Annotated in this window: 18 protein-coding genes and 1 pseudogene; 12 read left to right on the top strand and 7 right to left on the bottom strand. The window is 51.5% G+C overall.

What is annotated here, in order from left to right:
- Positions 1-46: 46 nt before the first annotated feature.
- Positions 47-1,738 carry a hypothetical protein gene (locus ACRHIG_RS21055; RefSeq protein ID WP_489627787.1) on the top strand — a complete coding sequence of 564 codons (1,692 nt, stop codon included), beginning with the start codon at positions 47-49 and terminating at the stop codon, positions 1,736-1,738.
- Here the strand turns inward: ACRHIG_RS21055 and ACRHIG_RS21050 are convergent.
- Complete coding sequence (locus ACRHIG_RS21050; protein WP_489627786.1) at positions 1,735-1,956, bottom strand: hypothetical protein; 222 nt, start codon at positions 1,954-1,956, stop codon at positions 1,735-1,737. The two genes, ACRHIG_RS21055 and ACRHIG_RS21050, sit on opposite strands and share 4 nt — an antisense overlap.
- An 847-nt stretch (positions 1,957-2,803) precedes the next feature.
- Here ACRHIG_RS21050 and ACRHIG_RS21045 point away from each other — a divergent pair.
- The 3 genes and pseudogenes from ACRHIG_RS21045 to ACRHIG_RS21035 form a co-directional block, all read left to right on the top strand.
- A pseudogene (locus ACRHIG_RS21045) lies at positions 2,804-4,351 on the top strand (AAA family ATPase); the annotation flags it as partial.
- On the top strand, positions 4,344-4,616 hold the full coding sequence (locus ACRHIG_RS21040; protein WP_489627785.1) for a hypothetical protein: 273 nt from the start codon (positions 4,344-4,346) through the stop codon (positions 4,614-4,616). The pseudogene ACRHIG_RS21045 and the gene ACRHIG_RS21040, both read left to right, overlap by 8 nt.
- A gap of 472 nt (positions 4,617-5,088) precedes the next feature.
- A complete protein-coding gene (locus ACRHIG_RS21035) occupies positions 5,089-5,403 on the top strand; it encodes a hypothetical protein (protein WP_489627784.1) in 315 nt (104 codons plus the stop codon).
- Positions 5,404-6,110: 707 nt separating this feature from the next.
- Here the strand turns inward: ACRHIG_RS21035 and ACRHIG_RS21030 are convergent.
- From ACRHIG_RS21030 to ACRHIG_RS21005, 6 genes are all read right to left on the bottom strand, one after another.
- Positions 6,111-6,356 (bottom strand): hypothetical protein, encoded by a 246-nt coding sequence (locus tag ACRHIG_RS21030; RefSeq protein ID WP_070258283.1) that lies wholly within the window; start codon positions 6,354-6,356, stop codon positions 6,111-6,113.
- The gene (locus ACRHIG_RS21025; RefSeq protein WP_489627783.1) at positions 6,353-7,129 is read right to left on the bottom strand and encodes a hypothetical protein; all 777 of its coding nucleotides are present in this window, start codon (positions 7,127-7,129) and stop codon (positions 6,353-6,355) included. Before ACRHIG_RS21025 ends, ACRHIG_RS21030 begins: the two co-directional genes overlap by 4 nt.
- A gap of 663 nt (positions 7,130-7,792) precedes the next feature.
- Positions 7,793-8,437 (bottom strand): DUF4238 domain-containing protein, encoded by a 645-nt coding sequence (locus ACRHIG_RS21020; protein WP_489627782.1) that lies wholly within the window; start codon positions 8,435-8,437, stop codon positions 7,793-7,795.
- A gap of 202 nt (positions 8,438-8,639) precedes the next feature.
- Complete coding sequence (locus tag ACRHIG_RS21015) at positions 8,640-8,816, bottom strand: hypothetical protein (protein ID WP_489630852.1); 177 nt, start codon at positions 8,814-8,816, stop codon at positions 8,640-8,642.
- A gap of 19 nt (positions 8,817-8,835) precedes the next feature.
- Entirely contained in the window at positions 8,836-8,985 is a 150-nt protein-coding gene (locus ACRHIG_RS21010; protein ID WP_489627781.1) for a hypothetical protein, read from the bottom strand.
- 385 nt (positions 8,986-9,370) lie between these two features.
- A complete protein-coding gene (locus tag ACRHIG_RS21005) occupies positions 9,371-10,219 on the bottom strand; it encodes an NAD(P)H-dependent oxidoreductase (RefSeq protein WP_489627780.1) in 849 nt (282 codons plus the stop codon).
- Between the two features lie 42 nt (positions 10,220-10,261).
- On the opposite strand from ACRHIG_RS21005, the gene ACRHIG_RS21000 reads away from it, so the two are divergent.
- The 8 genes from ACRHIG_RS21000 (at position 10,262) to ACRHIG_RS20965 (ending at position 20,609) form a co-directional block, all read left to right on the top strand.
- Positions 10,262-11,218: a LysR family transcriptional regulator gene (locus ACRHIG_RS21000; RefSeq protein ID WP_489627779.1), complete on the top strand. Its 957-nt coding sequence runs from the start codon at positions 10,262-10,264 to the stop codon at positions 11,216-11,218.
- Positions 11,219-11,829: 611 nt separating this feature from the next.
- Entirely contained in the window at positions 11,830-12,075 is a 246-nt protein-coding gene (locus tag ACRHIG_RS20995) for a hypothetical protein (RefSeq protein WP_139335834.1), read from the top strand.
- A complete protein-coding gene (locus tag ACRHIG_RS20990) occupies positions 12,072-12,854 on the top strand; it encodes a hypothetical protein (protein ID WP_139144080.1) in 783 nt (260 codons plus the stop codon). The genes ACRHIG_RS20995 and ACRHIG_RS20990 overlap by 4 nt, the downstream gene beginning before the upstream one ends.
- A 471-nt stretch (positions 12,855-13,325) precedes the next feature.
- A complete protein-coding gene (locus ACRHIG_RS20985) occupies positions 13,326-15,071 on the top strand; it encodes a hypothetical protein (RefSeq protein WP_489627778.1) in 1,746 nt (581 codons plus the stop codon).
- A 238-nt stretch (positions 15,072-15,309) separates the two neighbouring features.
- A complete protein-coding gene (locus ACRHIG_RS20980; protein ID WP_489627777.1) occupies positions 15,310-17,079 on the top strand; it encodes a hypothetical protein in 1,770 nt (589 codons plus the stop codon).
- A 202-nt stretch (positions 17,080-17,281) separates the two neighbouring features.
- Positions 17,282-18,049, top strand: coding sequence for a hypothetical protein (locus ACRHIG_RS20975; protein WP_489627776.1), 768 nt, complete (start codon positions 17,282-17,284; stop codon positions 18,047-18,049).
- 255 nt (positions 18,050-18,304) lie between these two features.
- Complete coding sequence (locus ACRHIG_RS20970) at positions 18,305-18,784, top strand: hypothetical protein (RefSeq protein ID WP_489627775.1); 480 nt, start codon at positions 18,305-18,307, stop codon at positions 18,782-18,784.
- Positions 18,785-19,049: 265 nt separating this feature from the next.
- A complete protein-coding gene (locus tag ACRHIG_RS20965) occupies positions 19,050-20,609 on the top strand; it encodes a hypothetical protein (protein WP_489627774.1) in 1,560 nt (519 codons plus the stop codon).
- Positions 20,610-20,665 lie beyond the last annotated feature (56 nt).

Raw genomic sequence — 20,665 nt, 5'->3', positions numbered from 1 at the left:
TTATAGGAGTAATATCGGAGCTTTATTGATTTAGAGCAATGTTGGCATGGCTGCTTACCTCGGAAACTTATTCAAGCGCATAGGCTACTTATTGCCACCGATGTTGGCCGAAGATGATGTAAGACAGGACTTGGATCGAAGCACTTTGGCTGCCCGATTGGGTGATATTGCTACGCAGGGGGAGATAGAGGCCACCTTAGCCACTGTCGAGCGGTTGTTCTGTGCCCTTGCCATGCTTGATCTTGATAGTGCTGCCAGAGGGACTTGGCGATTCCAGTCCTACGCTGCATGGTTAGTAGCGCGTTCCCTGCTTGAGACTATGGCAACTGACCTGCATACTATTGTCGATCCTGGCTATTGGGGGACGCAGGCCAGTGACAGCGATATTGATGAGCAACGCGCCTTATTACGCCGGCTTGAAACTGGCCGCTTGCGCTATCACCCAACACAGGAATCCAGACCAATCCGTTTCGTCTATGTCGCATGGGGTGTGCTTCGCGTGGGTGATAAGTTTCTGTTGTACGCACGGGAAGATAAAAAACGTGCCGATGCGCAAGGATACTTTGGCTTGCCGGGTGGTCGCTTCAAGTTGAGCGATGTCCCGTTGGCAGCGCGGCCGCAGCAAGCGGAATACGATTTCGCCTATGGGACCACTCACTGGCCAATGCAATATCTTCAGCGCTCACTGTTTCGTGAGTTGCATGAAGAGCTGGGCCTGTCGGAGCAAGATCATTACACGTGCGGCGAAGCTCTCGACGTCCCGCCTTATTGCCGAGTTGAAGGCGCTAGGAATCATCACGCGTATACCGAATATCGAATTCGTCTTTTCCCGCTGCGACTAAATACCCTCGGCGTCGTTAAACTTTTTGAGAGGCTACAGCTTTATCCAGAATTGTTCGCTTGGTTTACTGCGGACGAATTAGGTGTAGAGCGTAATCTCGATGGGCAGCGCGCTTTTGTTACGGCGTTAGTTGAACATTTTGGTACCGGAATGGAAGCAATGGCAGCTTTGCCGCTCGCGATCGATGAACCTTATCTATTTTCCACTCCCCACGTTGGGGTGGATATCCCACTTACGCTTGACGGTAATCTGACGAGCGGTCGTAGCGGCAAGCCCTTGAAAGTCTATGCAGCGCAATTGACAGAAACGGAGCATGGGTGGTTGTGGGCGCTGGCCTGGCATGCGAAATCGCTGCCATTTACTGCCGGCCTAGGAAGTAAGTTATTGCTTCCGCTTGGCTGGGTCCGAATCGACGATATGTCTGCCGTACAGAGTCTTCGAGCGAAACTGGAAACGAGTAATTTGAGACTCGTGCAGATACTGGACAATCAATATGCGCGCTTGTCCATCGATCCGCGCCATATCTACTTCGACTCCCAATTTTTCAGCTATCAACTGCATGGAGACGTGCGTACTTGTAGCCTCGAATTATTTTGCGCCACTCTTGAAACGCCGTTAGGCTGGGTCCAGCATGAGCCTGTGAGCGTGGGACTGAATATGACTTTAGCGGCGGAATTGCGTCATGTCAGTGGTTTGGAGCTTCTCGCCGACACGACGCCATCATCAGACCACGTGCGTCGCATGCTGGATGAGGCTTTGGGGGCACAGGCCAAAAATCTTGGGCTGCGGCAATTAATCACTGGTCTATCTTACGAGCGCAAACATTGGAAATTTACGATACCGTTAAGGGGTAATCCCCCCACCACATTTTTAGAGCGTTCTAAAAGTGGAGGTTAAGCGGCCATGGCAAGCTTCTGTTTTGGCGTGACACCGTCTGGTGCCATGTCGCGCTGGCCATGAGCGCAACTCAACTGCCAGCGCGCAAAGTCCCCGATCTGGCCGAGCGCACGAAACAGATGGCGGGCCAGTCTATCGTAGCCAACTGTGCCGCTATCGCGCGCAAAAGCAGGCGCTCTGCTGCTGCCTCGATCGGATAAACCATCCTTCGCCGGCATGCTTTTGTTAGAGCGTGGTAGGAGTCTCTGCAGGGCAGGGGACATAGACAGGCCAGACCCGATCTCGTCGTTGGATCAGGCCGCTACGAGATCGCACACCTGGTGCTTTGCAGGACGCCCATGTCCAACATGATCCATCGGTTTTCATCTTTCAAGAACCATGGATCAGGGGAGCCTAAGCTACTGATGGCGATTCAGTCATCCGGCCAATGGGACGAGCGAACGCTGCACGATCCCAAGACACCCCCTGAAGATGCTGCAGCTGCGCATGCCGGGTTTAGGGTCCTGCCCATGCGTTGGGCCGCCGAACGGACACACGCGTGGATGGAACGCTGGTGCCGCAGAGTGACGCATCACGACCGCAAATTCACTGTTTCGGTAGCCTGGGTGTGGTTGGCTGAAGCACGTATGCTACTCAACAGACTCGCTTTTAAGCGTTGATTTCGTCTACACCCTCTAAGTAGAACCTAAAATCAGGAAAGCACGCCCATGAAACAGGATCATATACCTGAGTCCAGTCTGCGTCACTAGGCGGAACTGTCGTTGACTTCGCTTCAAGAACATGAAAAAACTAGACGCGATTCAGGAATAATGACTGTTGGCAATGCATACATATTATAATTGCGACACCTCTGAAATTTATATTTATAAAAATTTAATAGCAACGAAAGAAATTCATGGAAATAATATACATTTGGGTTAAAGAATACAAAAATTTGAAAGATTTTGAATTGAATCTTTCATCCACGGTTCAGTTTAAGTACAGCAAAGAAAAGAATTCTGTTCAACGAATAGGGACAAAAAAAATACCAGCAAATTTTTTCCCTACAACGTAACTGATGTCGTAGCCCTAATTGGAAAAAATGGCTCTGGAAAAAGTAATGCATTGGAATTGATTTGCAATTCATTAAAAGGATCAAAAACATCGATATTGCAGGATTTTTTTGTCATAACAAAGCAGAGTGGCAAGAAAAGATATATCGGATACTACAACTTTACATCGCCGACACCTCCAACTTCGAGGTGCGTAGATTTTGAAGAACACCGAGGCAATATATCCTCATTAGACGTCGTATTTTTTTCCAATGTCAATGATCAGAGGCGTAATAATTTCAGTAAAGAAGTCTTCGATCTTTCTGAAAATTCAAAAAATCTTCGCTCAGCACTTCGATGGGATTTGGATTTTTCAAAACAAATTTCGTTTCTTGAATCTCCTTATTTCAGTGAATTGGAAATAGAAGAGCCGATCGCAGCTCATATCACTGTAAACGTATTCAACACATTTACAGGTATACGTCAAAACCTTCTGTCATCAAAAAATCTATCGGAACTACATAAATTTATCCGTCGCCGAACTAAAGATTTGCAACCTAGGACCAGATTTGCGCTGTTGTCCCAATACTTATACTATGTTGGATTTTTAAATGCTTACTTAGGTAGTGTGAGATTTTCAGATCGTGGTGAGAATCACTTAGTTGATCTTGACTTTGATGTCGGTTACGTCATGGACAGATTTACTTCGACTGAGGAAGTTCTGGCAGAATTAATACGTGAATTAAAAAAAAGATGTATGAAGTTTGGGATTTTTAAGAGTGAGAAATTTGATATATTTTCACACCCACGCCTTGCCGACGGGATCCTGCTTAAGCAACAATTTGATTTCATTGAGAATCTTCCAGCAATGTGTTCGGACTTAGACATGGAATATTCAAGCGATGCAATTCGAGAAAGGTCGCAACAAAGTTTTATCATAAGATATAGTGGGTATAGCAGGAATTTTCTGCAAAGCTATGCTGCAAATATGAGCTTCATAAGATTTATCAACTTAGATTGGCTTGGATTGAGTTCAGGCCAAAAAGCATATCTCAATCTATTTTCAACTCTTACTTCCGCTTTGGATAAGGTTGCTGAGGATAACGTAATCCTTTTAATTGATGAGGGAGATCTATATCTGCATCCGAAATGGCAGGTTGATTTTTTATATCGCCTACTCACAATATTGTCAATAGCTACTAATCGAAAGATTCAATTAATTTTAACATCCCATTCACCTTTACTCATATCTGATCTACCAAGGCAAAATATCGCGATACTGGGTGATCGCGAATCTGATGCACAAAATTTCAACCACTCGCTGGAGACTTTTGGTGCTAACTTGTACGATTTATATGCAGGTCCTTTATTCTTAGAAGGCATGACCAGTGGTTTATTTTCATCTCTGAAAATTCGGGATTTCATGAAACTCTTGGACAATAAAAGCTACACAGCTATTGAAAAAGAATACATCGAAGATTTTCTAAATATACTTGGGGATAAAATATTTAAATTTAAATTCGAAGAAATTTACAATAATAAGAATGTTAATAGCCTTAAGGAAATATTTAATCGTGATTAAAATTCTTGAACATTTGAGCAATACCACGGTTAATCCCCAGAAATACCTCGAAACTCAGGCCGACAATTATTGGAATTCTTTAAACCCACAAACCGCTGGGATTTATTCGGAAAAGTCACTAATTTCGGTTGTGAGGAAATATCGAGAAAAATCCAAGAACTTAGATCAAGAATATCTGGAGAAATATGCGAGAAAGAGTGCGAAGATTGCAGGGGAACAATGTGCATTCTTTGATTTTCTTTTGAGTGATAATGAAAAAATTTAAAGCTGATTATCGTTTCCGCCCCTGATGAGTTAAATTTGATGCGATTAGAGATAATTAAAAATTCTCCGGCCAATTTATTTTGCACCAATGGAGTGAAGGGTAGAAAGAAAAATAAATTTGGCGCATTGATTTCTGAGGAAATATTTAACTATACGAAATACCGAAGCTCAAAATTTTGCATCGACCTATTAGATAAAATTACGCAGCCTACGACCTATTGTCCATATTGTGGAGAGCTTCCAATTAAGGTTGTGCCGGTAGATCCAGGTGCTCAAAAAGTAAGCAAAAGGGCATTGTTAGACTTGGATCATTTTTTTCGAAAGTGACTCATCCCTATTTTTCCACTTCAATATTTAACCTGATTCCTTGCTGTGGAATATGTAACTCTCGATACAAAGGGGCAAAGCAGTTTGATCTCGCCACTCACATTAATCCGTATAGCGATTCCTTTGATTCATACTTTCAATTTGAATTGTCAACTGACATTTCTGGAAAGAGAATTGTAGAAATAAAAGAAAAATCTGCTGCAGGGAAAATGAATGCGGTTGTGGATTTTGGATTGCCAGGAAGATATATTGCAGACCATAAGTTATTAGAACTGGAACGGGAGTACCGTGGGCTAAAAAGACATGATTCGCGTGAATTGAGCTGGGGCGTTCGAATGATCTTAAAAGATGTTCCATTAGACTCAAGGAAAATCCTTGCTGAGTATCACGGGAAAGCTAAGCGCGATATATTAAAATTCCTTGATATGGCAGATAAAGTATTTAATAATCATCTCTTTTAGTTGTAAATTAGTCAATAATTCCATGTGTAGCTAAATCTTGTACCAATTTTCAATTCCAATTCAGACTTTTCATCTTATTTCTAAATTTTCTGAATAATTTTTCCACTATTGCAATTTTATATAACCATCTTGAGCGCGGGGGAGTCTATGCAGGACAGGGGCGATAGACAGGCCAGAGTCGATCTCGTCGTTAGATGAGGCAACTACGAGAATGCGTACCAGGTGCCTAACAGGACGCCCAGGCCTTAACACGATCCATCTTTTTTCATCTTTCAAGAACCATGGATCAGGAGAGTCTAAGCTGCTGGTGGCGATTCATACATCGCGAGCACGAAACCCGGTGCAACCACGCCAACGGGCTTTTGGCACACTAAAGTCCGAGCGATGCTACTGCACATGGATCGTGTTGTGACGCCAGAATGGACGTGAGCCGGCGAAACGGCGCAAGCGGAGGATATTAAAAATATGACAGCGAAAAAACTGGAGCGCCAGGGACGAAGTGACCTACCTGGCTGGTATACAGAAGTACTGGATCGGCTATCTGTTGAGCTTATTCGGGAAGACGATGCTCCTCCTTGGAGGAGTTGTCTGCGCGGCAGCGAGCGTCGCTATTTGGCTTCCTTGGATTCTTAGCCGTCTTGGAGCATGACGGTTGTGCACTGCCGGAGGGGTGTCGCGCGCGAAAAAAGCGACCACTGGCCACTTCATCATGCTGGCTTGGGCTTCCGGACGCTGGAAAATTCTGGAATTTCGATCGAAGACGGTCCGAACACGCCCGAACGGGCGGCCCGGCTGATGGCTTTGCCACCCAGCGTGACCCGGATCCGGCCCTGGGATGGCTTGACTTCACCGATGATCGGAGTACGCATGGAAGCGACCTTGGCGCGGCGAGCAGCCGCTGCCAATTTGTAGGCACTGTTTTGGGTGGGAGGCGTTTTCTTCAAAGCGGTCATGGTTCAATCTCCGGCAGGGGGAGTGATTGATACAGGTAGTTTAGCAGAATCGTCCAACTTCGACTGTTGGCGCTCAAGTCAAAGCGCATATCCCGGCCCCGGCCGTGTACATTCCACCAGTCTTGGTCCACAGCAATAACCTCCTGGACAGTCCGGCAAGCACGCAGGGGCTCGGATGGTGCCATGTTTAGTTCGGCAGGTTCGAGTGGCGCGTCAAACCCGAATTTCGGCCACACAGCGAATCCAACGAAACCGTCCGGGTCGTCTGGATCGATCGGTCCGTTTCCAGCTGCGAAAAGCGAAATGTGGCCAAAGCCTAGCCGGTAAGCCGAGATAGCCATCAGGCCGAATGCAACCGTGGCCATGCGTTCAGGCGCGTCGACGGCGAGTATCAGTCGGCGGATATAGAGCGCGTCGACGCGCAGGGATGCACCCTCGTCATCCCTGTAGGCGATGACACTGGTTTTCTCGTCTTCGGCCATGAAGAGGTTGTTCGACACGACCTCCAAGCCGGCAGGCGCCTCGCCGTGCTCCCTTACTTCGAGCGCCCATACAATGGAGCCATCCGGGATCATGAACAGCCTGCCGGTCTCAGATTCGTCGAGGTCCAACCTGGCGCCGTCGAGTTGATCGATAGTGATTCCCTCGAGGCGGGAAACGCCATCGCGTTGATACAGCTCGCCCTGAAAATAGTCGCGGGCAATCTTCTGCCCGGCAAGAAGGGTTTCTGCAGGGGTCAAGTTGTCGCGGTCGAAGGGATCGTTCGCATTCATCGAGGCATTGTACTGAGATCGGCAGGCGTCCAGTCAATATATTGGAATCCCGATTAAGCCAGGGGGCGGCTCTACCGGTAATCCCCCAGTCTTAGAGCGCGCTAAAGGTAGAGGTTAAGCGGCCGTGGCAAGCTTCTGTTTTAGCGTAATACCGTCCGCCGGCCGTGATCGCAAGTCCACCTCCAGCGCGCAAAGCCCCCGATCTGGCCGAGCGCACGAAGCAGATGACGGGCTAGTTTATCGTAGCCAACTATGCCGTCATAGCACACAGAAACAGGCGCTCTGCTGCTGACCCATTTAGATATGCAGTTCTTCGCCGTCGGTGATTAAGGGGGACAAGGCTAGACGCTTTGTTGCAATGTGACCGACCAAGGTGTTGGCGAACAGCATGACGAGAATCTCAAGTTCATTCTGCGAGCACGCTTAGGACTTCCCCTTGAAGGCGCAGAATCCCGGGCAAGTCTTTATAGTTCGCGGCTAAACCGATTACTTCGGTCAAATATGCCTTATTCGACCCAACTATGTATCGATTAGCCTGCAAGAAGGCGAGTATCGAAATTTTCGTCGAAATGATGGGCTCAAGGGAACTGAAATCTCGCGAGCGATACCCTCCGATAAGCAGTTTCGAGTTCGTTAACGGGAAGATAAATGGGGCTGAAAATGTCAGGATGTCATTTGGCTGAGAAAAATAAAAGGAGCATCCGTGCAAAGATGATTTGACCATCCACTTTCAGGCGCTGCCTCAAGGATTTTCCACTCCATATGGTCTGGAATCGGTCGATTTAAATCAAATGTAGTCATTGGAAGCAAAAATGCCTTTGCAAATTTTCGGTACCCCTCGTCACTTTGTAGAAGCTTGTACATCTCACTGGGAGATAATGGTGGAACAGTAATCGTACACATGTGCGCGACCTGCTCGATCGTGCGCGATTTCAGGAATTCATTCGCAAATTGATCTAGCCGAGGCAGCCGCCAAAACTGGAGAGCCATGTGAAACTTCAGTAAGCGAACGCCATCTGGATTTAGCAGAGTTTTCATTGACGCCCCGTTCCGAATCAACTTAAATAACTCTGATAGGGAAGCCTCTATGCGTGAAAATTGTTGTTCGATAATGTCCGTTGTTTGTCCACGATACTTGATATTGTTTCGCTTAGGTTCAAAGAAAACAATCGCTGGGGTCTGTGGCGACTTCTTGAATTTTCCAATTCTCTTGTCGTAAACGTCGAACGTACCGTCATCACGACAAAAGCCCTTTAGGTAAAACTGCGGAATGTAGTGATGATTAATTGAGCCATTGTGTGGAAACATTTCGTAAAATTCCTAAATTGAAGTCGGAGAGTTCGGCTCACTGATCATCATTTTAATATGCTTAGCGTGCGCGTGTTAGTGATAGTTTTAAAACTTCATAGCAACTTTCAGGTCAAAGCATCTTTGATGTTTTGGAGGGGTTTGAATCGCCACGATTGCTGTAGGCACTTTGTTGCCATAATTAATTGCGAAGGTGCACTCGTTAGTGAAAATTCCGGCTCTTCGTATCCAGCTGTCCAAGCAGATGTGAGCAATCGACCAGCCGCTTGGCAATCAGGCTGCGCACGCCACTCTTCGATTGCGAGATGCCGTACACCCCCAAGAGTGAGGCATTCATCAGTTCGGCCCGCTGCTTTTCCACCAGCGTGGGCCAGACAATGATGTTGATGGTGCCAAATTCATCTTCCAGGGTGAGGAAGATCCCCCTTGGCCGTTTCCGGCCGCTGCCTTACCGTGACGATGTCGTAGCCCCTGGCCAGCTGGGCATCGCTGAAGGTGTCCAGGATGTCCGACGGCACAAAGCGCATCTTGTTGATGCGCTCGAGCAAGAGAGCGAGTGGGTGACGGGCTAGCTTATCGTAGCCAACTGTGCCGCTATCGCGCGCAAAAGCAGGCGCACTGCTGCTGCCTTGATCGGATAAACCATACTTCGCCGGCAGTTGCGGCTAGGGAAGGCCTGCTTGTGCTAGTGCGCGGTGGGAGTCTCTGCAGGGCAGGGGAGATAGACAGGCTAGACCCAATCTCGTCGTTGAATCAGGCAACTACCCCTGTGCCGGCAAACCACACGGCAGGTGGCTTAGTTTAACCGGTCGCCGGACCGTTGCTTGATTGCTGAACACCATTTGTGTCAGCAGTCATTGGCATTTGGCGCGGGAAGGTTGTCCAGTGCGTCGCCAGAGGCGTCCGTACTATGCGTGAGGATGGCACTCGTCTTTACTTTAGTCCTTCAAAGGCGGTTGGGACAGGGGCGCTGAATTCCTCGGACGCGGCGGGTCGCGAGGACTCGGCGATGTGAGCCGCCAAACCAGTCTGAGTTGGTGCGATGTGGTCAGCCAACACGTGGTGGTCTGGATAGTCGCCACTGCTCTGTTGACGGAAAGCAATCGGTACGTCCTCGAACAGTCGCTTCACTCGGATGCGCCAGGCCATAGTTGCTTCAGCAATGCCGTTGCCATCGATTCGAGCAGTCCCATATACCGCGAATGTGGGTAGCACCTGCATGCCGGGAAAGAACAAAGTGCCGTGCGTGATTGGAAAGAGCAGCTGCTCCAATGGCCCATTGATGCCACGGGAAGAATAGTCGTCCGCCGGCCCACCAACTGACACCGCCAGCAGTGCGCGCTTTCCGGCAAAGCCACCCTCACCGTAACGATAGGCATTGCCAGCCCCTTTGTAGCCGTAGGCCAAACCAAAGGCCCACACGCGATCTATCCACCCCTTCATGATTGCGGGCATGCTGAACCACCATAGTGGGAACAGCAGAATCACCGCATCCGCCGCCAGGATCTTTCGCTGCTCTTCTTCGACGTCGGGAGTCTGGCAACCGTTGGAAAAGGCGTATCCAGATTCGTCAATGAAAGACAGGCGCTTCTGGTTAACTCGTTTGGGAAAGTCCTGGCCGTCAAACACTGCCTTCCATCCCATGGCGTATAGGTCCGATTGCATTACCTTGTGGCCTTGAGCCTTCAGTACCTCGGCAGATATCTCGGCAAGTTGACACGTTACGGATGTCTGTTCGGGATGAGCATGGACGATAAGAATTTTTCTATTCGTTGACTGCATGGCGTGGCTTTCACAGAGTATTGAGAGTGGAGACAGTTTGCATTGCCTCAAGGTATCTGTGAAATCAAAAAATTTTCTGCTACTATCCATTTCATGGATAGCAAAAAGCGTTTGGACCTCAATCTCCTGGTCACACTGGAAACCCTTTTGGTTGAACAAAACGTGACCCGCGCGGCTGAGCGCCTGTACCTTAGCCAGCCAGCAGTTAGCGCACAATTGAGCCGCCTGCGCGAACTGTTCGATGACCCTTTACTGATACCAGTGCAACGTGGCATGCTGCCAACTGCCAAGGCTCTCGAACTGCTTGATCCGCTTCGCCACGCGTTAGATCAGGTGCGCGCCACATTGACTGGACACCGCCACTTCGATCCGATAAAGGCCCGACTTACCGTTACCATCGCTTGTACAGACTACCTGCAGAAGACGGTGATCCAGCCATTGGTAGTTGCGCTGCGAAAGCGTGGGCCCGGTGTGCGATTTGCTTTGCGCCATCTTGATCCGTTACAGTTGGAAGTGCAGATGGCTAGCGGCGAAGTGGACCTGGCGCTGATGACACCCGAGCATGCTCCGGTCAGTTTACGCAGCCGGCATCTGTTTGACGAGCACTATGTGCTCATCGGCAGACATAGGCATCCCGGACTGCGACGAGGACTTTCTGTTGAACAGTTCGCACGACTGGACCACGTTATCGTCTCGCTGCGTGGGGGCGACTTCACGACGCCTGTGGACGACGGACTCGCAGCGCTAGGCTATAAGCGTAATGTTGTGCTTTCAGCGGCGTCGTTCCTGCTCGTACCTGAAATCGTCGCGCACTCTGACTTTGTCGCCCTGGTACCGGAACGACTGGTGCGTAATTGCGGCGAAGTGCTCAAGGTGGTCGGATGTCCTTTCCCTGTGCAGGGCTTCGCCGTAAGCATGCTGTGGCATGAGCGCAACCATGACCACAGCGGACAACGCTGGGTACGCGAAGCTGTCATTGATCTGATGGGCAAACTGTAATCTAAAAAGGGTTATAGTTTTTCAGATGATTTTTCGCCCTCGCGTGGATCGCAGTTCACACGATATTTGAATCGCTACGAGTTTGCCAGACGCTCTTCAGATGCTCAAAATACTGTTCTCGCAATTGAGCAATCTGGGAGTCACGTGATGAGCACTCCACTACCAGCGTGCAAAATCCTCGACTTCATCGACCACTTCAAGCAGATTATGGGCCAGGCTGTCGTAGCCAACTTTGCCCTTAGCGCGCTCAGAAGAGGGCACTTTGCCGCTGCCTCGATCGGATATGCCATCCTTCGCCATCCATTATGGCGAGGGAAGATCTGCTCTTGTTTGAGTGCGGCATGAGCCTCTGCAGGGTAGGTGGGATAGACAGGCCAGACCCGATCTCGTCGTTGGGTCAGGCAGCTACGAGATCGCGTACCAGGTGCCTAGCAGGACACCCAGGCTCCTAACAAGATCCACCGTTTTTTCATCTTTCAAGAACCAAGGATCATCTATGTCAAACCGTACTCATCACTCAAGAATTCTGTATATTCATGCAGCGTCGTCAAAGTTGAGGAGACGACGATCACTATAACAATAGAAAGTGTGGATATGATGGGAGCTAAAAAATGAAAAAGAACAAGCCCGCTGGCAGTGGCTTGGATACGCTTGAAGTCACCAGGCGTTCAATTCGGGCCACCGGGATACGCACTGCCGTGCTCGTTGTCGTAGCTTTGGTTATTCTTGGGATTACTTATATCTTTGTTAACTTTGGAAAGCCGACTACAACAAATTTTATATCGGGGGACAACGGCACGGCTATTGGGCAGGCCAGGGATGTAACGATAAGTAATGGCCCAAAGGAAAGTGAATGATTCGTCACAATATAGCTGCGCTGGCCATCGCATTCTGGTGTGGACTCGCTTCTTGCGCTAATACGACTACAGTTTCCGGAAATAACCGAATGGCTTTTGGCCAGGCCCGGGATGTAACAATTAAGAATGACAATAGGTCTACAAACATTTTGCAAACGCAATATACGGTCTATAATCTGGCTGACGTTTCTAAACTGAACACCTTACAGCGGCACCAGAACGCACTCCTGATCGCCGAACATCCGACGAAATTGATTGTCGCATCTGCAAATTTCGTACAGTGGACATCAGACCCTGAGCTATTTCTAACCATCACGTTCAGCAATGTAAGCAAACTCCCCGCACTTAAGGTTGAATATGGATTTTCCGACCAAATGCACGTAGGCCCCTCAAGAGTTCCCCGATTCGTCGCAATAAAGCACAGTTCCACAGTGCCAAAAAACCGGAAGTTGGAATATCAAATTGATCCGACCGAAGAAATCCTTACTCCGCTCATCAGTATGTCCGATTTACGTAAACTCCTCAAACTGAAGAACGATTATTGCATTGTCATACCTCGCGTCTTAAACGAAGCAGGAAAATTTCCCAGTCTGCATTTCAAAGAAGGCGTCTCAAGCACAGCAATAGATTATGCTTTGCCGGTAGCCTACATATATCGGTCCATATTCGAACAAAAATACATTGTCAACGCTGTACTGTCAGTCATTGTCGCCCAGCGCGACACACTTATGCCACCAGGCCCAAGCGATGGCGATTCCTATCCGCGATGCCGCGACTAATTTCACAGCCTGCTACAGCTGGCCGACTGTTGCCGCTATGGTGCTCAGAAGCAGGAGCTCTGCAGCTAACTCGATGAGATATGCCATCCCTCGTCGTGCGTTCCTGCGAGGGATGGCCAGCTATTGTTTGAGCGAAGAATGAGTCTCTGCAGGACAGGGAGATAGACAGGCCAGCCCCGATCTCGTCGCTGGATCAGGCAGCTAGGAGATCGCGCGCCAGGAGTCTGGTAGGACACCCAGGCTCCAAACACGATTCATCGGTTTTTCATCGTTTTAAATCTATGAGTCAAGAGGGCCTAAGCTAATGATTGCGATTCAAGTCATAGAAGACTCTGTTGCAGAGAACCTCGACGGTGTACGATTGCGCGATCAAATAAGTGGCTGACGCATCAAGGTGAGTTCAGAGTTCTCAACTCCCGTTATTCAATTAGTATCGAAGGCGCTACGCGCCATAAGGAAAGAGAGAGCGGCATGCAATGGATCGACACAAGGGCCTTGGATAACTGGGCTAGCCTCCTGAACGCTCGCGAGAAGGTTCCCGCCATGGTGTCAGACCTGATCCGCGCGACAATCAACGACGCATCGCGATTTCGCTTTCCAAATGGCGAGGCCAGTCAGGTGCGCGGCTGGGATGGAGACCTAGAGACCCAAGTGGCGAAGGGCTTCGTTCCAGAGGGTAAATCCAAATGGGAATTTGGTACTGGTCCAGGTGCTAAGAAGGCCGACAACGACTATAACAAGCGGACCGGCCAAACCTCGGATGCCGAGATGGCCGAGAATACGCTCGTCCTAGTCAATCTGGAATGTTGGGACACGCCCGCTAAAAAGATCCCCGAATGGGAGGATGAGCGCCGTAACGAAGGGAAGTGGAAGGATGTCCGATACCTTGACGGTTCGTCGTTGGTCCACTGGCTCGACGATCATCCGGCCATTGCTGCTCGTTACGCTCGTGATGTCCTTAAGTTAGCTCCGAAACACGATGCCTTGAGCACCGACGAGTATTGGGAGGAATTCAGTACACAGTATAAGCCGCAGCTCAGTGAGAAACTTGTCATCGCTGATAGACAGCAGGAGGCCGACGCGCTGATTGCCAAACTTCTCGGGCAACCCGAATCCTTCATGCTTGGCGCCGAGACGTCCGAGGAGGTTATAGCTTTCGCGGTTGCGGCGATCCGCCGTGCGGAGCCTAGCGTGCGTGAATCGCTGGAGTCCAGGACGTTGATCGTTCGCACCGATGCCGCCGCCCGCTTCTTAGCGATGAAATCCAATATGGTCTTCATCGCTACGGGCACTGCCGAATCACTAGCAGGAATGCTCTCCAAGAATTGCCCCACCTTGTCCGCTGCAACGGGCGCACAGGCCAGACGCGGCCCCGTGCTAAAACGGCCGACGGCTTCAGGCATGGTGCCCGGCTTCATCGATATGGGGCTTGATCATGGGCAGGGCTACGAGCTGGCGCATCGCTGTGGACGCAGCCTGACTATCCTGAAACGCCTCATCAAAAATGCGCCCGTTGCCGATCCCGTATGGGTGGGGCATGCGACTGCACTTAAACCAGCGCTTCTCGCCGGTGGTTGGTCTAGCGACGTCCCCGCCGACTGCGATGTGCTCAAAGAGCTTGGCGGCTATGCCACCTATGGCATGCTTGAGGGGATCCTAATGCCCACGCTCGGCATGCCAGATCGCCCTGTCGACAGAGAGGCTGAGGTGTGGCAGGTACGCGCTCCGGTGGACGCCTTCTATTTCTACGGCCGGCAGCTTACCGATGACGACCTGTCGCGGCTACGCGATGCCATTATCAAGGTCTTCGGCACACAGCCCGAACAGCCGTCTCGAGAGCAAAAATTCAATCAGGCTAGACTTGCGTCGTCAGACTACAGTCAATGGTTACGCGATGGTCTTGCGTTGACACTGCTGATCATCGCGTCAATGCATGAGGTGGCAGACCTGTACGTCAAGGGTAAGTCGCCGCAGAGGTACGTCGACGATGTGATTAATGCGTTGCCCGAATGGGGGAGACTGCACCATTCGATAGTACGCCTTGGCGACCAGACCGCGTTGATCGCGGAGGCCGCCCCAAACCCTTTTTGCAGGCCCTCGAGTCTATGCTCGCGGGCGCCCCGGAGCAGTTGGCACAGATCTTTGAGTCAGAGGAAAAGCACTTTTTCGGCCCGTCTAGTCCACATGTACGTTTTCTTTGGGCGTTGGAGACTATAGCCTGGGACCCCCGATATCTAAACCGTGCCGCAGTGGTCTTGGCCAAGCTTGGACAACTGGATCCGGAACCGGAATCGAATCACGTCAACCGACCCATCAACAGCCTGCGCGACATTTTATTGGGGTGGGCGCCCAACACATATGCATTGCAGCCTCAGCGCATCGCATGCCTTGATGCAGTCTTGGCGGAATGTCCCGAGGTCGGGTGGCAACTGCTAAAAAGCTTCTACCCTCAAGTATGGACTCGACCACTCCTACCCAGCATCCAAAGCTACGCGACCTTGCGCCGGAAAAGCTCGAAGAGATTACTTACGGATTGGTGTGGGACTTTGAAACCGCGGTCGTCGAGCGAGCGCTTGCCGCAGCTGGCGACGACGAGGACCGTCTAGGAACCTTTGTCAACAAGATCGGCAAATTACAGCCGTTAAATCGGGCGAAGGTGCTCGCCCACATCGACAGCTATCTCGTTGCACACAGTGTTGCCGAAGGCAATGCGATTTGGCATGCCCTCAAAGATGAGGCGACGCGCAATGAATACTTCGGTGGTTCTGACTGGGCGTTGAGAGGCGAGGAGCTTGCCGCTATGAAAGATCTGGTCGAACGTCATCGTCCTACCGATCCTCTTGTGTCTGACCGCCATGCTTTTGATGACTGGACGCCGCATGTTGGCAAATACATTCCGGGTGCAGAAGCGCTCGACGACTCACAAAACTTGCGCAAGGACGTCCTCCAGCGCGTGCTTGGGCGAGACGGCGTGCCTGGCATTCTGAAGCTCGCGAAGATGGTTAATTTGCCGGAACTTCTCGGCCAAACCTTGGGTCAGATTCCGTGTTCACTCGAGCAAATGTTCGAGTTGATGGAGGGCGCTCTGGACCCTAACGCACCACCGAGCCTTTCATATTACGTCTCGACACATGGTTTCAACAGATTCGGCGACCAATGGATGAACCGCTTCCAGGATCGTGTTCTGTCGCAAGTCCCGGATAACACGGCAAAGGCCAAACTCCTACTAGGTTGGCCAAGCACTCGGGAGACTTGGGCCTATGTTGAAGTCCTCGGCGGCGAGGTGCGGGAACAATATTGGCATCACCTGAGCATGTTGCCCATCGAAGGATCCGTGGACGATCTTCTGTTTGCGATCGACCAATACCGAAGCGTTGGTCGGGACATTGAAGTACTGGGCTGGATGCAGAGGAGAAGTAAAGACGTACCGTCGGGCTTGCTGATGGACATGCTTGCCTCGGGTGTTGGCCAGGCGGCCGAGGGATTCGAGCGCATGGGGAACATGCTTCCCTATTACATCGGGCTGGCATTGAAGGAACTGCGAACGCGCACTGATGTCGAAAAGAGGCAGATCGCCAATGCGGAATACGCCTACTTGCCACTGTTGCGTCAAGAGCGAGAACCATTGGTCATCTACGATTTGTTGGCATCAGACCCTGAGATGTTCGTCGATGTGCTGTCCCATGTTTTCAGGGGCAAAAGCGCGCCCGCCGATCAAATTCTCACTGAGGAGGCGAAGGCGCGGGCAAATACATCGTACGACTTGCTTTCGGAATTCAAGATTGTGCCCGGTTTGCTTGACGGGAAGATCGACGCGAATATGCTATCCGATTGGGTGAAGACTGTAAGAGTTCTGGCTGCAGCCAAGGATCTCGTTGATATTGGGGATAACCGGATTGGTTTCGTTCTGGCTTATGCTCCTCAAGACGTCGACGAACACTTCTGGCCTCCTTCAGCAGTATGCAAAGTGATCGAAGCGGAGGCGTCTGTGCAGATCGAAAGTGGACTTATGATCGAGTGCTTTAATAAGCGTGGCGCATATAGTAAGGGCATCAACGAGGGCGGAGAGCAGGAGTACCAACTTGCGACGCGTTACAAAGCATGGGCGGACGCGACGCTGAAGTACCGCCGAACATCAGCGATGCTGATAGCAATCTCAGAGGATTGGACTCGAAGTGCGGAGCGGGCGGACGTCGAGGCGGAAAAGAGCAAGTTGAAGAGGTAAAGCCGATACAGGCAGCCGCTTGCGATGAAGCTTTGTGGCGGCTGGCCGCGTCAACTTTCAACTGAAACTGAATCTCACGACCGCGAGGATCGATTTTTAGCGGTCGGTCGTTGATGGAAACAACCTATTTGGAATAACCTTGATCACTTCATCATTTCGGCCCCAGGGCCATGGACAAACTCGCAGGAAGCCTGATGTCCGCATGCTTGAGATCAAGCGCGTCGCTGACTCCACAGATGCTGGGCGCGTCGACTGGATACTTATCGAAAGGAAGGAGGAGCTGGAGCGGGATCCACGCACCAATGAAATCCATCGCGGCAAGATCAGCGTTTTCTATTGGGATCTAAGCGCCGGAACTGCTTCCGATATCCCGGATGGCGAATTCTTGGGCTTTTACGACAAGGGTTTCGACGGTATTTCGATCACCTCCTCGAGCCTGAGCACGGGCGGATATGTCAGAGTAGACCCGCCACGGTTGAGGGGAGGGCGGCTGGGGACCTATTTGATGAATGAAATTGTAGCATGGGCGAAACAATGGCCTGATACCCCCGTGCGGGAAGTGACTCTATTGGCCGGTGATGCTGGCGATCCGCAAAACAGGATCCGACGAAATCGATTCTATGAAAGGTTTGGATTGGAATTTGACTTTACGGACAAGGACAAGTCAGCTGGCGTATCGCGTTCCATCCTTGCAGGCAACCTCAAGGAAGTGACGACCTGGGCTCAAACAATCACCGAGCATGATCTACCTCGCTATCTGCGCGCGGCGCTCTCGGACGCAGAGGAAATGGCAGTCACAGCGCGTATACAAGTTCGGGATTTCAAGGAGCTTTACGGCGAACTGCGTTTTGCCGAGCGCCATCCCGTCAGGTGGATTGCCAGTGCGTGGCTAAGGAATCGCCCTGCTGGGGTCGCTATCGCGGTTGTCGGCATCGTGGCAGCGGCTTGGAGTGGTTTTAAGTTGGTCTGATGTCCTAAATCTGGTCCGAAATGTGTGCTGCCCAATGGCTCTGCGGCTACCCACGCCGACAGACGAGGTGCCATCGAGTCCTTAGGTAAGCCTTGATTCCGAAAATGGATTTTTTTGATGCATGGCAGATCCGGTCTGGTGCATAGTCGGACTGGGCCAAGGTCGCGCAGTCCTTAGGACCCTGTTGCCGAACCAGCATTATATTTATGCGGGGCAGTCGAGTATCATGTCCTTAAGAAACATGATGGAGATATCGTGCCAAGAAAATACGCGCTTCCCACCTTCCTTGTCGGCGTCGTCGAACCAACGGCCTACCAGCGCTGGCTGGTACACAAGGCGCAGGCCCATGTAAAGCGCGACCGCAAGCGTGGCAATGCCACCGCGATCGGCGAAGCTTACCGGATCGCTATTCACGCGGCAGTGGGGGCAAGCAGTGGGTGTGACGCCTATAGCGGCGAGCCGCTCGACTGGACTTTATTAGGCACCTACGATAACGCCGACTCTGCAGAGGGCGGCCGGACCTACAAACACGACTTCGCCCTGCTGCCAACGGTCGACCACGTCGGCGACGGCCTCGGCCCGGCTGACTTCAAAATCTGTGGCTGGCGCGTCAACGATGCCAAACACGACTTGGATGTGCCAGCCTTCCTCGCCGTATGCAGGGCTGTTCTCGAACATCACGGCTTCACAATTGCCGCTCCAACAGTCAATCCGCCTGGAGACGAAGCGCAATGACCGGTCAGATTGTCATGACGGCGCACTCAAACTGCGCATTATCTCCTTAGAGGAAGAATTGGCAGAAGCAGCAAATCAGCTACGCGATTCCATACCAGACCCGGATGCACTCTTGCTTCTCTGAATGGATGGGAGCTGTCCGCCAAATAGTCGGGTCAAGCTGAGCTTTTTTACAACAGTGATAATGGGTGAGTATCTAAGGAATTTCAAGCGATAGACTGTCAAGTTGGCAACTTGGTAAACCAACCTATTTGACGGAGCTCCCATGCGCGCGCTGCTTGTCCTGCTTGCCTTTCCTCTCGCCTCCTGCACCACTACCATCCAGTCCAGCAAGGTCGATAGTGGCGATGACAAGATTGCGAGCGGAGTGCTCTATTCTTTGCCGGCCACCGCGGTCGAGGCCTCACTCTCGTTTGTGCCCTCCTCCTGCAAGCTGATAAAAAAGAAAATCGTGTTCGCGTACGACATCACCGAAGCTGCGGTCAAGTACAAGTTCGTGCCGGACGGGGAACAGCAGCATGTCTTCGACTACACCAAGCTCAATTCAAAGCTGAAAATCACGTCGGCCAATATCGAGATGCACCCATCGGGCATGTTTAAGTCAATCAATACGACGGCGGACGACCGCAGCGCCGAAGTCATGGGCGCGATTGGCGGTATCGCGCTGAACCTGGCGAAGGCGTCGATCGGCGTGCCGGGCGTAGGTGTGTCCTCGGAAAGCAAGGACAAGGACGAGGACTGTCCTGCGGTCATTATGCGCACCTTCACCAGCCTCGCTGAGGCGCGCGCAGGCCTGCCGGCAGCCAAACGCAACGATAAGGAATTGCAGGCCTTGTTCCAAAGCCTCGACGAGGCCAAGACAGACCTGGAAGCGGCCAAGGCCAAGCTAGCGGCAGCGCCGGCCACCGCCGTATTGAAGACCGACTTCGACACCAAGACGGCAGCGCTGGCCAAACTGACCGAGGCGGCGAAAGACAAGGAACTAGCCACGCCGGCGCTACAGGAAAAAATCGCCAAGACGCTCAAGATTCTGACGGCGCAGGTACAGGTGAACTTTGTTCCCACGTTCGAGGCCAGGTGCGCCAGCCCGAGGCTAGGTTATGCGAGCTATTTCAGCCAGTTTGCCGACAGTGCCGCCGTTCAGGCCGAGCGCGACGAAATGGCCAATCTGCAAAAGCTGATGGGCGAGAACGACCAGCCCTTCACGGCCGAGGTCTGCATCAATCCGGCGGCAGGCAGCATGCGCACCAAGACGCAGGACAAGGTGCCGCCGGCAGGCGGCATCCTATACCGCTTGCCCGTGCTGGCACAGCTAGGCATATCCAAGGGCGATGGCATGCACAATGACTTCACGGGCGAGCGCTGGATCTCCGTTCCCCAGTTTGGCACTATAGCCGCCCTGTCGCTGACGAACGGCCCGTTTGACAAGAACAGCCTAAAAGTGACCTTCGCCGACGACGGTGCGCTGGCCACGCTGGAGTTAGCCGCCCAGGCCGCGGCGGCCGAGCGGGGCATGAACGCGACCCAGAATCTGTCAAAAACCTACCTGGACATTGTCGGCCTGCGCGAGAAGGCAAGGCTGGACAAGGAAAAGGCGGCCGACGACAAGGTCAAGAAGGACCGGACAGAGGAAATCGCCATGTACGATGCCCAGATTCAAGTTCTCGACAAGAAGCGCGCGCTCGACCTGGCCAAGGCCGGCGGCAAAGACCCGCTGCAGCAGCAAATCGATACAGCCGAGCTGGAAACCACTTTGATCAAGAAGAAGATCGAACTCGAGAAGCAGCGTCGCGAGCTGGAAAAGCTCAAGGCTGACGCGCCATGAGGAGGTTCGCCTTTCTCGCAGCGTGCGTGTTGTCGGCCGGTGCCGGCGCACAAACA

Source organism: Janthinobacterium sp. C22 (assembly GCF_057919405.1).
The sequence above is the reverse complement of the archived record's forward strand: the minus strand, read 5'-3'. Positions and strand labels throughout refer to the sequence as shown.

Bases quoted from the DNA above. Each gene is read 5' to 3' on its own strand.
- ACRHIG_RS21055 (WP_489627787.1), top strand. From the start codon at position 47: ATGGCTGCTTACCTCGGAAACTTATTCAAGCGCATAGGCTACTTATTG.
- ACRHIG_RS21050 (WP_489627786.1), bottom strand. From the start codon at position 1,956: ATGCCGGCGAAGGATGGTTTATCCGATCGAGGCAGCAGCAGAGCGCCT.
- ACRHIG_RS21030 (WP_070258283.1), bottom strand. From the start codon at position 6,356: ATGACCGCTTTGAAGAAAACGCCTCCCACCCAAAACAGTGCCTACAAA.
- ACRHIG_RS21025 (WP_489627783.1), bottom strand. From the start codon at position 7,129: ATGAATGCGAACGATCCCTTCGACCGCGACAACTTGACCCCTGCAGAA.
- ACRHIG_RS21020 (WP_489627782.1), bottom strand. From the start codon at position 8,437: ATGTTTCCACACAATGGCTCAATTAATCATCACTACATTCCGCAGTTT.
- ACRHIG_RS21005 (WP_489627780.1), bottom strand. From the start codon at position 10,219: ATGCAGTCAACGAATAGAAAAATTCTTATCGTCCATGCTCATCCCGAA.
- ACRHIG_RS20995 (WP_139335834.1), top strand. From the start codon at position 11,830: ATGAAAAAGAACAAGCCCGCTGGCAGTGGCTTGGATACGCTTGAAGTC.
- ACRHIG_RS20990 (WP_139144080.1), top strand. From the start codon at position 12,072: ATGATTCGTCACAATATAGCTGCGCTGGCCATCGCATTCTGGTGTGGA.
- ACRHIG_RS20985 (WP_489627778.1), top strand. From the start codon at position 13,326: ATGCAATGGATCGACACAAGGGCCTTGGATAACTGGGCTAGCCTCCTG.
- ACRHIG_RS20980 (WP_489627777.1), top strand. From the start codon at position 15,310: ATGGACTCGACCACTCCTACCCAGCATCCAAAGCTACGCGACCTTGCG.
- ACRHIG_RS20975 (WP_489627776.1), top strand. From the start codon at position 17,282: ATGCTTGAGATCAAGCGCGTCGCTGACTCCACAGATGCTGGGCGCGTC.
- ACRHIG_RS20965 (WP_489627774.1), top strand. From the start codon at position 19,050: ATGCGCGCGCTGCTTGTCCTGCTTGCCTTTCCTCTCGCCTCCTGCACC.